General features: G+C 63.8%; 15 protein-coding genes. 8 read left to right on the forward strand and 7 right to left on the reverse strand.

Features of this window, described 5'->3' with window-relative positions; genetic code table 11:
- The first annotated feature begins 73 nt into the window (after positions 1-73).
- Genes M727_RS0110570 through rsmA form a run of 3 tightly spaced genes read left to right on the forward strand, consistent with a single transcriptional unit; the run spans position 74 to position 2,893 of the window.
- Positions 74-1,006, forward strand: a complete 933-nt coding sequence (locus tag M727_RS0110570; protein ID WP_027152665.1) for a peptidylprolyl isomerase — start codon at positions 74-76, stop codon at positions 1,004-1,006.
- Positions 1,003-2,031 (forward strand): 4-hydroxythreonine-4-phosphate dehydrogenase PdxA, encoded by a 1,029-nt coding sequence (gene pdxA / locus M727_RS0110575; RefSeq protein WP_027152666.1) that lies wholly within the window; start codon positions 1,003-1,005, stop codon positions 2,029-2,031. Before M727_RS0110570 ends, pdxA begins: the two co-directional genes overlap by 4 nt.
- Positions 2,032-2,053: 22 nt before the next feature.
- Positions 2,054-2,893, forward strand: a complete 840-nt coding sequence (gene rsmA / locus M727_RS0110580) for a 16S rRNA (adenine(1518)-N(6)/adenine(1519)-N(6))-dimethyltransferase RsmA (RefSeq protein ID WP_027152667.1) — start codon at positions 2,054-2,056, stop codon at positions 2,891-2,893.
- A gap of 11 nt (positions 2,894-2,904) precedes the next feature.
- Here rsmA and gmk read toward each other — a convergent pair whose 3' ends face one another.
- The 7 genes from gmk to fabD form a co-directional block, all read right to left on the reverse strand.
- Positions 2,905-3,579, reverse strand: coding sequence for a guanylate kinase (gene gmk, locus M727_RS0110585; protein WP_027152668.1), 675 nt, complete (start codon positions 3,577-3,579; stop codon positions 2,905-2,907).
- A 5-nt stretch (positions 3,580-3,584) separates the two neighbouring features.
- Positions 3,585-4,475 carry a YicC/YloC family endoribonuclease gene (locus M727_RS0110590; RefSeq protein WP_027152669.1) on the reverse strand — a complete coding sequence of 297 codons (891 nt, stop codon included), beginning with the start codon at positions 4,473-4,475 and terminating at the stop codon, positions 3,585-3,587.
- 179 nt (positions 4,476-4,654) lie between these two features.
- Positions 4,655-5,893: an endolytic transglycosylase MltG gene (gene mltG, locus M727_RS0110595; protein WP_027152670.1), complete on the reverse strand. Its 1,239-nt coding sequence runs from the start codon at positions 5,891-5,893 to the stop codon at positions 4,655-4,657.
- A 102-nt stretch (positions 5,894-5,995) separates the two neighbouring features.
- Complete coding sequence (fabF, locus tag M727_RS0110600) at positions 5,996-7,258, reverse strand: beta-ketoacyl-ACP synthase II (RefSeq protein WP_027152671.1); 1,263 nt, start codon at positions 7,256-7,258, stop codon at positions 5,996-5,998.
- A gap of 34 nt (positions 7,259-7,292) precedes the next feature.
- Complete coding sequence (locus M727_RS0110605; RefSeq protein ID WP_006203723.1) at positions 7,293-7,529, reverse strand: acyl carrier protein; 237 nt, start codon at positions 7,527-7,529, stop codon at positions 7,293-7,295.
- A 189-nt stretch (positions 7,530-7,718) separates the two neighbouring features.
- A complete protein-coding gene (gene fabG / locus M727_RS0110610; RefSeq protein WP_027152672.1) occupies positions 7,719-8,456 on the reverse strand; it encodes a 3-oxoacyl-[acyl-carrier-protein] reductase in 738 nt (245 codons plus the stop codon).
- Positions 8,457-8,723: 267 nt separating this feature from the next.
- Positions 8,724-9,665: an ACP S-malonyltransferase gene (gene fabD / locus M727_RS0110620; protein ID WP_027152673.1), complete on the reverse strand. Its 942-nt coding sequence runs from the start codon at positions 9,663-9,665 to the stop codon at positions 8,724-8,726.
- Between the two features lie 267 nt (positions 9,666-9,932).
- Between fabD and M727_RS0110625 the strand changes: the two genes are divergently transcribed.
- The 5 genes from M727_RS0110625 to M727_RS0110645 all read left to right on the forward strand — a co-directional run bounded on the left by M727_RS0110625 (position 9,933) and on the right by M727_RS0110645 (position 15,303).
- Positions 9,933-11,858: an LTA synthase family protein gene (locus tag M727_RS0110625; RefSeq protein ID WP_027152674.1), complete on the forward strand. Its 1,926-nt coding sequence runs from the start codon at positions 9,933-9,935 to the stop codon at positions 11,856-11,858.
- Between the two features lie 298 nt (positions 11,859-12,156).
- Complete coding sequence (rpsF, locus tag M727_RS0110630; protein WP_027152675.1) at positions 12,157-12,639, forward strand: 30S ribosomal protein S6; 483 nt, start codon at positions 12,157-12,159, stop codon at positions 12,637-12,639.
- Positions 12,639-12,887, forward strand: coding sequence for a 30S ribosomal protein S18 (gene rpsR / locus M727_RS0110635; RefSeq protein WP_027152676.1), 249 nt, complete (start codon positions 12,639-12,641; stop codon positions 12,885-12,887). The genes rpsF and rpsR overlap by 1 nt, the downstream gene beginning before the upstream one ends.
- A gap of 267 nt (positions 12,888-13,154) precedes the next feature.
- Complete coding sequence (gene rplI / locus M727_RS0110640; RefSeq protein ID WP_027152677.1) at positions 13,155-13,739, forward strand: 50S ribosomal protein L9; 585 nt, start codon at positions 13,155-13,157, stop codon at positions 13,737-13,739.
- A 274-nt stretch (positions 13,740-14,013) separates the two neighbouring features.
- Positions 14,014-15,303: a cyclopropane-fatty-acyl-phospholipid synthase family protein gene (locus M727_RS0110645; RefSeq protein WP_027152678.1), complete on the forward strand. Its 1,290-nt coding sequence runs from the start codon at positions 14,014-14,016 to the stop codon at positions 15,301-15,303.
- The last annotated feature ends 51 nt before the right edge of the window (positions 15,304-15,354 follow it).

Below are 15,354 nucleotides of genomic sequence, written 5' to 3' on the forward strand. Positions count from 1 at the left end.
CGCATAGGGCAGGCACGGGTTCCAGTTCCCTCAAAATGCGATAAAATTGGGCCGCAACCGAGATAGGATTGGGATGCTTTCGATGAGGAAATACCTCTTTTCGGCAGGGTTCGCGCTGCTGGTGGCGGCGACCTCAGCCTCGATCACCATGATGACGCCGCCGGCTTTCGCCAGCCAGATCAAATACGTCGTCAACAACGTACCGATCACCACTGGCGACATCCAGCATCGGGCTGCCTTCCTGCGCCTGCAGCGCAAGAAGGGCAATGCCGCCGAGGAAATGATCGAGCAGACGCTGCGCGTCGCCGAAGCCAAGCGTCTCGGCATCCGCATCAGCGACGCCCAGGTCGAGGCCGCCTATCAGCGCTTTGCCACGACCAACAAGATGCAGCTCAAGCAACTCGATGGCGTCATGGCGCAGTCCGGCGTCGGCAAGGAGCATTTCAAGGAGTTCATCCGCTCCCAGATGGCCTGGAACCAGGCGCTGACCGCGCGCCATCGCTCAGAGAGCGGCGGCTCCCTGAGTGAGCAGGACGCAGTCAGGCGCATGCTCGACAAGGGCGGCAACAAGCCGACCGCCATGGAGTACATGCTGCAGCAGGTCATTTTCGTCGTGCCGGCGGCCGAGCGCAGCGCGACGCTGTCCAAGCGCAAGCGCGAGGCCGACGCCATGCGCGCCCGCTTCAACGGCTGCAACACCTCGCGCGAATTCGCCAAGGGCCTGATCGACGTCACTGTTCGCGATCTCGGCCGGATACTGGCGCCGCAATTGCCGCCGGACTGGGCCGACCAGATCAAGGCCACCAAGGTCGGCGGCGCCACCCCCACGCGCGAAACAGACCGCGGCGTCGAGTTCATCGGCATCTGCTCGTCGCGCGAAGTGTCCGACGACAAGGCCGCCCAGATGGTGTTCCAGAGCGAAGGCTCGAGTGGCAAGGACGCCGACGAGCTCTCCACGAAATATGTCGAGGAGTTGCGGAAGAAAGCCCGCATCGTCGAGCGCTGAAGTCGCCAGAGGCAGCGCTGGCGCTGAGCGCCGGCGATCCATCCGGCGTCGGGCCGGAAATCGCCATTGCCGCCTGGCAGGCGCGTGACAGCGCTGGTGTGCCGCCCTTCTACCTTATAGCCGATCCGGCGCTGATTGCCGCACGGGCGCGCCTGCTCGGCGCCGATGTGCCAATCACGGAGACAGTGCCAGCCGAAGCGGAGCGCGTCTTTGGGCGCGCCCTGCCCGTCATGCCGCTTGCCGCCCGCTTCGTCGACGACCCCGGCCGGCCGGACCCGGCCAACGCCGCCGGCATCATCGAGGCCATCGACCGCGCTGTTGACGACTGCCTTGGCGGTCGCGCGGCGGCGGTCGTTACGTGCCCGATCGCCAAGAAGCCGCTCTACGATGCCGGCTTCCGTTTTCCCGGTCACACCGAGTATCTGGCGCATCTGGCGACGCTCCACACCGGCGCACAAGCGATGCCGGTGATGATGCTTGCCGGTCCCGAGTTGCGCACGGTTCCGGTCACCATCCACATTGCGCTGCGCGAGGTGCCGGAAGCGCTGACGACGGAATTGATCGTCGCGACCGCCCGCATCACCGCCGCCGACCTCGAATACCGCTTCGGCATTGCCAAGCCGCGGCTTGCCGTTGCCGGCCTCAATCCGCATGCCGGCGAAGGCGGCGCGATGGGCGCCGAGGACGAGCGCATCATCCGCCCGGCGATCGAAAGGCTGAGGGCGGAGGGCATCGACGCTTTCGGGCCGCTGCCGGCCGACACGCTGTTCCACGCCCGCGCCCGAGCCGGCTACGATGTGGCGCTGTGCATGTATCACGATCAGGCGCTGATCCCGGCCAAGGCACTGGCGTTCGACGAGGCGGTCAACGTTACGCTCGGCCTACCCTTCATCCGCACTTCACCGGATCACGGCACCGCTTTCGATATCGCCGGCAAGGGCATAGCCCGGACCGACAGCCTGATCGCGGCGCTCAGGCTCGCCCGCAGGCTTGCCGACATCGGGGCGAAGGCTGCCGCCGCATGAGGCTTTGCATGAGAGCGGTCGCATGAGCATCGACGGGCTGCCGCCGTTACGCGCGGTGATCGAACGCCATGGGTTGCAGGCGAAAAAGGCGCTCGGCCAGAATTTCCTGCTCGACCTCAACCTTACCGGCAAGGTCGCGCGTGCCGCCGGCGACCTGACCGACGCCACGGTAATCGAGGTCGGTCCGGGTCCAGGTGGCCTGACCCGGGCGCTGCTTTCCCACGGCGCGGCTCGGGTCATCGCCATCGAGCGCGACGAGCGCTGCATGGCAGCGCTCGCGGAGGTGTCAGATCACTATCCGGGCCGTTTGGAAATCATTGCCGGCGACGCGTTGAAGACGGATTTTGCGGCGCTTGCCGAAGGCGCACATGGGGGCAATGGATCTGTGAGGATCGTCGCCAACCTGCCCTACAATATCGGCACCGAACTTTTGATACGCTGGCTGACCGTCGCCGAGTGGCCGCCCTTTTACGCATCGATGACGCTTATGTTCCAGCGCGAGGTGGCCGAGCGCATCGTCGCCCGCCCCGGCAGCGATGCCTATGGCCGGCTGGGCGTGCTGGCAGGCTGGCGGACGGAGGCAAAAATCGCTTTCGACGTGCCGCCGCAAGCCTTCACGCCGCCGCCCAAGGTGGTGTCGTCGGTGGTGCATCTGGTGCCGCGGGCAAATCCGCTGCCCGCCGAGGTCAACAAGCTCGGCCGCGTTACCGAAGCGGCCTTCGGCCAGCGCCGCAAAATGCTGCGGCAGAGCGTCAAGAGCCTCGGCGGCGAAGCCCTGCTCACCCGCGCCGGCATCGATCCGACGCGGCGGGCGGAAACCTTGAGCGTCGAGGAATTCGTGCGACTGACCAACGCGGTGTGATTGCGCGGCCCCTAGTCCGTCTTCTCGTCGAGCAGCCCCGAGACAAAATCGAACAGGCCGGGCCGGCGGTCGCGTCTGAGCCGCTCGGCTATGACTATGCCGCGTACCTCGGCGAAGGCACGGTCGAGATCGTCGTTGATGATGACGAAATCATATTCCTTCCAGTGCTCGATCTCGTTGCGAGCGTTCTTCAGACGCGTCTCGATCACCGATTCCTGGTCCTCGGCGCGGCGCTTCAGCCGCGCCTTCAACTCTTTCATCGAGGGCGGCAGGATGAAGATCGAGACGATGTCGGCGCGCATCTTCTCCTTGAGCTGCTGGGCGCCCTGCCAGTCGATGTCGAACAACATGTCGCGGCCCTGTGCCAGCGCCAATTCGGCCGGCTCACGCGGCGTAGCATAGCAATTGCCATGCACTTCGGCCCATTCAAGCAGTTCGTCCGAATCGCGCAGCCGCTCGAACTCACGCATGGTGCGAAAATGATAGTGGACGCCTTCGATCTCGCTGCCGCGGCGCGGCCGCGTGGTGACGGAGACCGACAGTTCGAGACTGGAATCGCTTTCCAGAAGATTGCGCGCGATCGTCGACTTGCCGGCGCCGGACGGCGACGACAGCACGAGCATCAAACCCCGGCGGCGAATGCGGGAACCCAAATCCCTGGCAACCATAGGCTCCTTGGCGACCATCAGGGTTACTCCAGATTCTGGACCTGTTCGCGAAACTGGTCGACGACCGCCTTCAGCTCCAGCCCTATGGCGGTGATCGCAGCGGCGTTCGACTTCGAACACAGCGTATTCGATTCGCGGTTGAATTCCTGCGCCAGAAAATCGAGCTTGCGGCCGACGGCGCCGCCGCCTGCCAGCAGCACCCGGCCGGATGCCACATGCGTCTTCAGCCGGTCGATCTCCTCGCGGATGTCGGCCTTGGTGGCCAGGAACGCCGCTTCCATATGCAACCGGCTGGCGTCGAGATTGGCGGAGGCATCCATCAGCAGCCGCACCTGCTCGGTAATCCGTTCGCGGATCACCGCCGGCTCGCGCGACGGATCGGCCTCGGCGCGCAGTGTCAGCGCCTCGATAGCGTCGATATGACCGGACAGCAGCGAGCGCAGGGCGGCGCCCTCGCCCTGGCGTGCCTGCTCCAGCCCGCCCAGCGCCACTTCGAGCGCCGAGAGTATCGCGCTGTCGAGCGCCGCCCGCGCCTCTTCGGTTTCGACGGTTTCGGGGATGTCGAGCACGCCGCGCAGCGAAAGCAGCCCGTCGGCTGTCGCAGGCGCTGCGCCGAACATCTCCTGCAGCCGCTTGGCCAGCCCCGCCAGATCTCTCAGGAAGGCCTCGTTGACCACGGGCTGCGCCTGCTGGCCGGCTGCGCGGCCGACGGTCAGTGTTGCCTGGAAATTGCCGCGCGCAAAGCGCTTCTGCACCGTCTGCCTGACGGCCGGCTCAAGCCGCTCGAGGCCTTGCGGCAGCCGCAGCCTGACCTCGACGCTCTTGCCGTTGACCGACTTCACCTCCCAGGCGATCGACGTGCCGTCATGTTCGGCGACGGCCCGTGCAAAACCGGTCATGCTCTGCAAATTCATGATGCCCTTGCTTCCCCCTGGCGCATGATCCCGGAAGCGGTTCCGGGCCAGATCGTGCGCGGCTTCAAAATCCGGAGCGCCTGTTCGCGTCGAATCGGACGCAGGGCGCTCCTGATGACAAAATCAGCACGTCCCGGCCGTCAGACGAATCGGAGGGACGACTTCACAACCGTCCGGCGCTACTGCGCCGCCGCTCCGGCGTCGCCATCGCCGTCGTCAACCGGCGCGTCGGTCTGACCTTCCACCTTGGCGGCGTCGGCCTTGGCAGCACCGGCCTTGGCGGCTTCATCGGCCAGTTCCTTCTGCAGCGCCCGGTAGCGGGCGACGTTCTCGTTGTGCTCGGCCAGCGTCGCGGCAAAGACGTGACCGCCGGTGCCGTCGGCAACGAAATACAGGTCGTCGGTCTTCGACGGATTGGCGACGGCTTCCAGTGCCGCACGGCCAGGATTGGCGATCGGCGTCGGCGGCAAGCCGTTGATCAGATAAGTGTTGTAGGGCGTCGGCTTCTTGATGTCAGACTGATAGATCGGGCGGTCGGCGGGTTTGCCCTTGCCGCCGAACAGGCCGTAGATAATGGTCGGATCGGACTGCAGCCGCATGCCCTTGGCCAACCGGTTGAGGAAGACCGCCGCGACCCGCGAGCGTTCGTCGCCCTTGCCCGTCTCTTTCTCGACGATCGAAGCCAGGGTGACGAAGTCTTCGACACTGGCCAGAGGCAGATCGGGGGCGCGCCGCTGCCAGACTTCCTCGACAAGGTTCTTCTGGTCCGCCAAAAGCTTTTCGACCATCTGCTGGCGTGTCGCGCCGCGGGTGAAACGCAGCGTGTCGGTAGCAAGGCTGCCCTCGGGTGGAATGGTCCCCGGCATATCGCCGTCGAGCGCTGCCTGGTCGGCGATGCGCTGCAGCGCCTGCTCGACCGTCAGCCCCTCGGGGACGGTCAGCGAATACATCACCGACTTGCCGCTCTTCAGCAACTCCATGATGTCGCGCATCGAGGCCTGCGGCTTGATCTCGTATTCGCCGGCCTTCAGGGCGGAATCATTGCCAAAAGCGCGCACGCCAAGGCGGAAGATGCGCGCGTCGCTGATCAGTCCGCGCCGCTCGAGCTGCTCTGCAATCTCCTGGACGCCGGTGTTCGGCTTGACCAGGAAGGTGTCGGCATTGGCCGAAGGGCCGGGCTCGTTGAATTCCTGCTTGCCGAAATACAAGGCAAAGCCAGCCGCCAGAACCATCAGCATCACCAGGGAGATGACGAAGTTCATGAACACCACGAACTGGCTGCGCGAGGCGCGCGAGCGCTTGGGCGGCGGCGTGCCGGCTTCAGGCCGCAATGCCTCGCTGGCCGTTTTCGGCACGATCGGGCCCGACGGTGCGGACCGTTGCCCGAATTGCCCGTTGTCCGCCGAATTTGTGCTCATGGCGCCCTACCGTTTGGTCTTGCAACGAATCCCCCTGGGCACAGTAGGGGCGAATATGGCAAAATTGACGACACGCATAGACCGTGCCGGTCGGCGGACCGGTCAGCCATTGTAGCGCTGGAAGACCAGCGAGGCGTTTGTGCCGCCGAAGCCGAAAGAATTGGACAGCGCCACATCGATTTGGCGGGCGCGCGGCTTGTGCGGCACCAGGTCGATCGCCGATTCGCGCTCCGGGTTGTCGAGATTGATGGTGGCCGGCGCGATGTTGTCGCGAATGGCGAGGATCGAAAAAATCGCCTCGGCGGCGCCCGCCGCCCCCAGAAGGTGGCCTATCGACGACTTGGTCGATGACATCGATATTTTCGACGCGGCGTTGCCGACCAGCCGCTCGACGGCGCCGAGCTCGATCGTGTCGGCCATGGTCGAGGTGCCGTGCGCATTGATGTAGTCGACGTCTGCGGGCGTCAGCTTGGCCCGGTTCAGCGCCGCAACCATGCAACGAAAGGCGCCGTCACCATCTTCGGCCGGCGCGGTGATGTGATAGGCATCGCCGGTCAAGCCGTAACCGGTGACCTCGGCATAGATCTTTGCGCCGCGCGCCTTGGCGTGTTCCAGTTCCTCCAGAATGACGACGCCGGCGCCCTCGCCCATGACGAAGCCGTCGCGGTCGCGGTCATAGGGACGCGAGGCCGTTTCCGGAGCGTCGTTGCGGTCGGTCGACAGCGCCCGGCAAGCGGCGAAGCCGGCGATCGACAGCCGCGTCACCGGCGCTTCCGTGCCGCCTGCGACCATCACGTCGGCATCGCCCCACATGATCAGCCGGGCGGCATCGCCGATGGCATGCGCGCCAGTGGAGCAAGCGGTGACGACGGCGTGGTTGGGGCCTTTCAGCCCATGCCGGATCGAAACCTGGCCGGATACGAGATTGATGATCTGGCCGGGGATGAAGAACGGGCTGATGCGGCGCGGACCGCGCTCCTTCAGGATCATCGCGTTCTCGGCGATGCCTTCGATGCCGCCGATGCCGGAGCCGATCAGCACGCCGGTGGCGCACTGCTCCTCATGCGTCTTCGGTGCCCACCCCGAATCCTTCAGCGCCTCGTCGGCGGCCGCGATCCCGTAGAGGATGAAGTCGCCGATCTTGCGCAGTTCCTTCGGCTCGAGAACGGTCTCGGGATTGAAGGTGGCATTCTCACCATTGCCGCGCGGGATGACGTGGGCGACCTTGCAGGCAAGATCCTCCACCTCGAACTCGGTGATGCGCTTGGCTGCGCTGCGGCCGGTCAGAAGTTCCTTCCAGCCATGCTCAAAGCCTGCGCCGAACGGCGAAAGCAGCCCAAGGCCCGTGACGACGACACGCCTCATCGCAGGTCCTCCTCGGTGATGACTGCAAATAGCGTCAGGCCGATGCCTTGTCGATGTACTTCACCGCATCGCCGACAGTCAGGATGGTTTCGGCCGCATCGTCCGGGATCTCGACGCCGAATTCTTCTTCGAACGCCATGACGAGTTCGACCGTGTCGAGACTGTCCGCGCCCAGATCATCGATGAAGCTCGCCTGCTCCGTCACCTTGTCGGCATCGACGCCAAGGTGCTCGATAACGATCTTCTTGACGCGCTCTGCGGTGTCACTCATTTGGGCATCCTCGTCTTTTGTTTGTCTGTCTTCGTTAGCGGGCAGAATGCCGCTAATCAAGCTGAAAGATGGTCCTGTCGGAAACGCAACGGCACCGGACCGGTTTTTGCCCGAACCGCCGGGTTGCGGGCCGCATTACACGAAAATCGGCCGGGCTCCAAGGTGAAAAGGGGTGTTTTCCCGCAACTGTCAAATCATCGCCATGCCGCCATTGACGTGAATGGTCTGGCCGGTGACATAGGCGGCTTCGTTGGAAGCAAGGTAGGCGACGGCGGAGGCGACTTCGGCGCTGGTGCCCATGCGCCGTGTCGGAATCGCCGCCATGATCGCCTCTTTCTGCTTGTCGTTGAGCTTGTCGGTCATCGCCGATTCGATGAAGCCCGGGGCGACGCAGTTGACGGTGATGTTGCGCGTGGCGATCTCCTGCGCCAGCGACTTGGAAAAGCCGATCATGCCGGCCTTGGAGGCGCAGTAGTTGGTTTGGCCGGGATTGCCGGTGACGCCAACCACAGAGGTGATGTTGATGATGCGGCCATGCCGGCGCCGCATCATCGGATGGGTGAGTTCGCGGGTCAGCCGGAACACGGCGGTCAGGTTGACCTCGAGCACCGAATCCCAGTCGGCGTCCGCCATGCGCACGAACAGCCCGTCCTTGGTGATGCCGGCATTGTTGACGAGAATGTCGACGCCTTCGAGATCGGCCTCGGCCTTCTGGCCGAGCGCCTTGACCTCGTCGCGATTGGAAAGGTTCGCCGGGAACAGCTTGACCCGGTCGCCGAACTCGGCCGCCAGCGTTTCCAGCTTCTCGACGCGGGTGCCGTGCAGGCCGACGACAGCGCCCTGCGCATGCAGCACCCTGGCGATCGCCTCGCCGATGCCTCCCGATGCGCCTGTGACGAGCGCCTTGCGGCCGGTCAATTCAAACATGTCTTATCCTCTTCTCAATCGTACAAGCCGGTGAGTTCGGCTACCTCTAAACGTCGCCGCGCCAGAAGTCCTCGGCTTTCACGGTAGTTCCCTCGCCGCGCCTGATCCGCTCCAGCAGACGACGGGCCTTGCTGCGACCAGTCTTGGCCGCGAGAAAATCCAGGCGCTGCTCGACTTCAGGGGAAAGGCGGACGTGGCCATGCCCACACCTCGCTGGGATACGTGTATTCATGTGGCCAAGCGTCGGTGAATTCAAGCTTGCGTGGTTCACCCCAATGCCGCCAGCGCTGCCTCGACATCGGCCGGCGTGCCGACCGCGCCGGTGGCGAAGTCGCGGTTGATGCGCCGCGCCAGTCCCGACAGCACTTTGCCGGCGCCCACCTCGTACAGCGTCGCAATGCCGTTGGCGCCAAACCATTCCACCGTTTCGCGCCAGCGCACGCGCCCCGTCACTTGTTCGACCAGGCGGTGGGCGATCGCATCCGGATCGCTGGACGGCGTGACCGACACGTTGGAAACCACGGGCACGAACGGCGCGTTCTTCGTCACGCCGGCCAGCGCCTCGCGCATGACCTCGGCCGCCGGTGCCATCAGCGCCGAATGGAAGGGCGCCGAGACCTGCAGCATCAGCACCCGCTTGGCGCCCTTTTCCGTGCACAGCTTCGCCGCCTGCTCGACGGCCGCCCTGGCGCCGGAGATCACCAGTTGGCCACCGCCATTGTCGTTGGCGATCTGGCAAATCGACTCTTTGGCCGCTTCAGCGCAGGCGGCTTCGACATCGGCCTGTTCCAGCCCGATGATAGCCGCCATGGCGCCCTCGCCGGCCGGCACAGCCGCCTGCATGGCATTGCCGCGGATACGCAAGAGCCGGGCGGCATCGGCGACCGAAACGAAACCGGCGGCGGCAAGTGCCGAATATTCGCCGAGCGAATGGCCGGCGACATAGGCGACCTTGTGCTTCAGCGAGAGGCCGCGCGATTCCAGCGCCCGGATGGCGGCGAGCGACACAGCCATCAGCGCCGGCTGGGCATTGACGGTCAGCGTCAGCCTCTCTTCCGGCCCTTCCCAGATCAGCTTCGACAGGTTTTCGCCGAGCGCGTCGTCAACCTCTTCGAAGATCTTCCGCGATTCCGGAAAGGCGTCGGCGAGGTCCTTGCCCATGCCGACAGCCTGGCTGCCCTGTCCCGGAAAGGTGAATGCGACTGCCATGCGTGCCTCCCAAGCGGCTGATTTTTCCTGCCTGTGACGCAAGGCGGGCGGACAAGTCAAGTCCGCTAGCAGCCCGACCCGGGCCGCTCCGGCTCGGTATCGCTGGCCGAGTACCTGTTCCAAAAGGCTTTTTTTCGATCACTCATGATGAAAATCGCTCACGATTCGTTTGCTGGCTCTTCTTATTTCAGCCACAGACGCTAGCTTTTCGTGACATATCGATGACAGCTCAATGACACTTTTGTGTATGGTCGGGGGAATTGTAAGGTGGCAAGAATCAAGAAAGGCGTTGGCAAATCCGCGCCACAGTTTCTAGAAGGCGATCCGGCCACCGGCTATCTGCCGGGCCGGAAATGGCCTGTTATCCGCTATGGCCTCGTCAGCCTTCTCGCCGCCACCATCCTGGTTTTTGCCATCGAACTGATCGTGCGCGGCGACTTTGCCGGCACCGTCGGCTTCTTCCTGCAGCCCTTCAAGCCGGGCTGGACCACCATCATCATCTTCGCGCTGATCCTGATCGGCCTCGATGCCGTGCTTGGCCGCAGCCACCAGAGCCTGATGATCGTCGCGCCGCTGACGCTGGTGCTGGCCTTTGTCGGCCACCAGAAATCGCTCTATCTCGGCGATCCGCTCTATCCGACCGATTTCCTCTATTCACGTCAGATCGTCGCGCTGATGCCGCTGCTGGTGCGCGAACGTCCGGGAACCGCCATCGCTCTGGCGGTCGGCATCGTCGGCAGCCTCTCGCTGCTCGTTTATGGCTGGCGGCTGTGGCGCCGCCGCGTACCGGCGCTCGGTCGCAAGGGGCGCCTGGCCCGGCTGACGCTGACCGTGCCGCTGCTCGCCTTCTTCGTGTCGATCATGGATTACGCGACGTTCTCGTGGACCCGCGACCGGCTGCAAATCATCCCGATCATGTGGGACCAGAAGGAAAATTACGCCTCCAACGGCTTCGCACTGGCCTTCGCCCTCAACGTGCCGATGGCCCATGTCCCCGCGCCTGCCGGCTACTCCGAGAAGGCGATCGCGGCGATCGAAAGACCTGATGTGAAGGCATCGGTGCCGGCCGAGAAGCCAGACATCATCATCGTCATGAGCGAATCCTTCTGGGATCCGACCGAACTGCCCGGCGTCACCATCACGCCCGATCCGATTCCCAATGTGCGGGCGCTTCGCTCCGGCCACGTGTTCTCGCCCGAATTCGGCGGCATGACCGCCAATGTCGAGTTCGAGGCGCTGACCGGCTTTTCCAACGCCTTCCTGCCGGCCGGCAGCATCCCCTACCAGCAATATGTCCGCGCGCCGGTGCCGTCGATGGCGACGTTCCTGAAGAGCCAGGGCTATGAGACGCGCGCCATCCATCCGGGCACAAGCTGGTTCTGGAACAGAACGCCGGTCTATGCCGATTTCGGCTTCGATGACTTCAAGTCCGAAGAAAACATGCCATATCTCGAAAAGCGCGGGCCGCTGACGTCGGACGCGGCGATGACCGACGAGATCATCCGCGAAGCCGACGCCACGGACGATCCGTTCTTCTACTTCGCCGTCAGCCTGCAAAACCACGGACCCTATGAACCGAATCGCTATTACAATCCGACCCACAAGGTGCAGGCTCCGACCAGCCAGTGGGCAAAGGATTCGCTGCTGAGCTTCACGGAAGGCGCATCCGACGCCGACAAGAGCCTCGAGCGCCTCATCGAATGGGCGAAGAACCGGCGGCGACCGACGGTCATCGCCTTCTTCGGCGACCATCTGCCGCCGCTCGGTCCGGTCTATGTCGAGACCGGCTTCCTTAGGGATAACGTCGCGCCACGCAAGGAGCCGCCCGACCAGATGCTGCTGCATCACCGAACACCGCTGATCGTATGGTCCAACCGCACCGGTCCGGTCGCGGACATGGGCACTGTCAGTCCAGCCTTTCTGCCCTACCATGTCCTGACCACGGCCGGGATCAGCCACCCCTTTTACACCGGCTTCCTCGGCCAGATGCGCGAGCGCTACAGCGTCGTCGACCGCAATTTGTTATTGACGCCGACGGGCGAGGACACGCCCGACTGGGCGCGCAAGAAGCAAATCGACCCGGCGATTCGCGATTTCCGTCTGCTGCAATACGACATGATGTTCGGCAAGCGCCGTGCAGCGCCCGATTTCTTCCCGGAGACGGTGAACAAGCGGGTCCCGCATACAAGCTGAAGATGCGCGACATGTCGTCCTGAGCGCGGCGGTTTTTCGGCTCGCCCTTGTCTTGCGGCCAAATTCCTGTATAGACGCCCGCAATCTGCCGGTCCTTGCTGGGGGCTGAACGGAGGGCCGGAGGTTTTTCGAAACCTTCGTGTGGAGCCAGAAGCGCTTCCGCCTCCCGTGTCTCCGCTCTCGACCGTCTCGTCATGCTCCTTTCTTCCCCGCCCCGCCAGGGATCGCCGGGTCAGAGAAGTTGCAGAGGCTTTTGCCGCCGGGACCGGGAGAGAAACGAAGAAAGGCAAAGAACAATATGGCTCTTTACGAACATGTGTTTCTTGCCCGGCAGGACCTCTCGCAGCAGCAGGTCGATGCGCTTGTCGAACAGTACAAGGGCGTCATCTCCGCGAATGGCGGGTCCGTCGGCCGGGTCGAGAACTGGGGACTGAAGTCCCTCACCTACCGGGTCAACAAGAACCGGAAGGCATACTATACGCTGATGGACATCACCTGCCCGCCGGCCGCGCTCAACGAGATGGAGCGCCAGATGGGCCTGTCCGAGGATGTGCTGCGTTTCCTCACCATCAAGGTCGATGCGCATGAGGAAGGCCCGTCGGCGATGATGCAGAAGCGCGAAGAGCGCTCGGAACGCGGCGGATTCGGCGACCGTGACCGTGGCCCACGCTCGTTCGGCGACCGCGACCGCGGCGATCGCCCGCCGCGCAGCTTCGGTGGCGATGGTGCAGACCGTGGCCCGCGCCGTCCGCGCGAAGCTGTTGAAGGGGGTGCAGAATAATGGTCGACATCAACCAGATCCCGACCCGGCGCCCGTTTCATCGCCGCCGCAAGACTTGCCCGTTCTCCGGCGCCAACGCGCCCAAGATCGACTACAAGGACGTGCGTCTTCTGCAGCGCTATATTTCCGAGCGCGGCAAGATCGTGCCGTCGCGCATCACCGCCGTCAGCCAGAAGAAGCAGCGCGAACTCGCCAGGGCGATCAAGCGTGCCCGCTTCCTCGGCCTGCTGCCCTACGTGGTTCGCTAACACTGATCAGTTGACCATGATCTTATCCGAAAACCGGTTTCCACTTTTCGGGATCATGGTCTAGCCAGCGGGCGGTTCGCCGCCCGCTTTTCCCACGGCGACGGGCGCCGCGGGGTTGCCATCAAATCCCGGGTTGGGGTGAAGACCTCTAACTGCCGCGACAGGCAGGACAGCGACATCGGCGGCGACGCCCTCAGCTTCCTGACCTGTTCCAGTCAATTCGGCGTCGATGCCAGTGATTTGGCGCCCAAACGAAGGAACAAAACCATGGAAGTCATTCTTCTCGAACGCGTTTCCCGCCTCGGCCAGATGGGCGATACCGTCAAGGTCAAGGATGGATTCGCCCGCAACTTCCTGCTGCCGCAGGGCAAGGCGCTGCGCGCCAACGAAGCCAACAAGAAGAAATTCGAAGGCCAGCGCGCCCAGCTCGAAGCCCGCAACCTCGAGCGCAAGTCCGAGGCCATGCAGATTTCGGAGAAGCTGGACGGCAAGAGCTTCATCGCCGTGCGTTCGGCCGGCGAAACCGGCCAGCTCTACGGCTCGGTGTCGACCCGCGACATTGCCGAGTTGCTGACGGCGGAAGGTTTCTCGGTCAACCGCAACCAGATCCTGCTCAACCAGCCGATCAAGACCATCGGCCTGACCAATGTGGCGATCGCGCTGCATCCAGAAGTCGAGGTCACCATCACGCTCAACATCGCCCGCACGGCCGACGAAGCCGAGCGCCAGGCCAAGGGCGAGACGCTGACCACAGCCGAAGCCATCTATGGCGACGACATCAACGACAATGCGCGCCCGGACAACTTCTTCGATCCCAATGCCGAGTTCGAAGGCGGCGAAGACAACGGCTGATTGCACGTCACAAGGCGTCAGAGCGGCGCTTTAAAACGTTTCGTCGGCTTCCAGTCATTTCTGGACCAACGCCCGGGCGCCTCGCCCGGGCTTTTTTGTGCCAAACGGAACTTTTCGACCCCCTATATCTTGATGCAGACTATAGCGCCGCGCGTCGTTTGGACGCGCAAAGGACGCTGCAGGACTTTGGTTCGGCGCATGATCCTTTCCGAAATCGATTTCGATTGTCGGGTCATGCGCCGAGACAGCGTGTGACCGAGAGGGGACATTGTTTATGAATATTCTGCTGAAACGCATTCTCGACCGCCTGGTGCGCACCGGCAATCTCAAGGTCACCGGACCGAAAGGCCTCTCGGTGACATTCGGTGACGGCAGCGGTGATCTGGTGCACATGCACATCAAGACCACGCATGCCGAGCGCGCCATCAGCTTCGACCCGATGCTGGCGGTGCCGGAAGCCTATATGGACGGTGAGCTCGACATACTCGAGGGCGGCGTGCTGGGGGTGATGCGCATCGCCTTCCAGAACATGGATAGCGGCGGCATCGATGCCACCTGGTCGAAGGCGATAGAAGGCCTGCGTCACGCTTTCCGCCGCCTGCAGCAGATCAACACGGCGGCGCGCGCGCGCCGCAACGTGCAGCGCCACTATGATCTGTCAGGCGACCTCTACAGACTCTTCCTCGACGACGACATGCAGTATTCCTGCGCCTATTTCGAGCAACCTGACATGACGCTCGACGAGGCGCAGGCAGCCAAGAAGCGCCATATTGCCGCCAAGCTCAGGCTGAAGCCCGGCCAGACGGTGCTCGACATCGGCTCCGGCTGGGGTGGGCTCGGTCTCTATCTCGCCAAGTCCTTCGACGTCGACGTGCAAGGTGTGACGTTGTCGACCGAGCAGCATGGCGTCGCCACCGACCGCGCCCATGCGCAAGGCCTGGAAAACCGCGTGCATTTCGAAGTGAGGGATTACCGCGAGCTCAACGAGCGCTTCGACCGCGTCGTCTCGGTCGGCATGTTCGAGCATGTCGGCGTCAACCACTACCGCACCTTCTTCGACAAATCGGCGACGCTCTTGAAGCCGGACGGCGTCATGCTGCTGCACATGATCGGCCGCTCCGGCGCGCCGTGGGCAACCAGCGCCTTCATCCGCAAATACATTTTCCCGGGCGGCTACGTCCCCTCGCTCTCGGAAGTGATGCCGGCGATCGAAAAGTCGGGCCTCATCGTCACAGACATCGAAGTCCTGCGGCTACATTATGCCGAGACGCTGAGACATTGGAGCCAGCGCTTTGCCGCCAACCGCGACAAGGCCAAGGCGATCTATGACGAACGGTTTTGCCGCATGTGGGAGTTCTATCTGGCAGCCTCGGAAGCCGCTTTCCGCTGGCAGGATCTGGTGGTCTTCCAAATCCAGATCGCCAAGAAGAACGACACGCTGCCGATGTCTCGTGACTATATGGCCAAATGCGAGAAGGCGTTGCAGCTGCGCGACATGGGGCATCGTCCAAAAGCCCCTGCCGCCAAGCCCGCCCGGCGCCGCAAGGTGGCGGATATGGAATAGACCGCCGGCGATCACGCCATTGCCGCTTGCCATTGCCGGCCCACACGCTGA

The sequence above is a fragment of the Mesorhizobium sp. WSM2561 genome, assembly GCF_000513915.1.
GTDB lineage: Bacteria > Pseudomonadota > Alphaproteobacteria > Rhizobiales > Rhizobiaceae > Mesorhizobium > Mesorhizobium muleiense.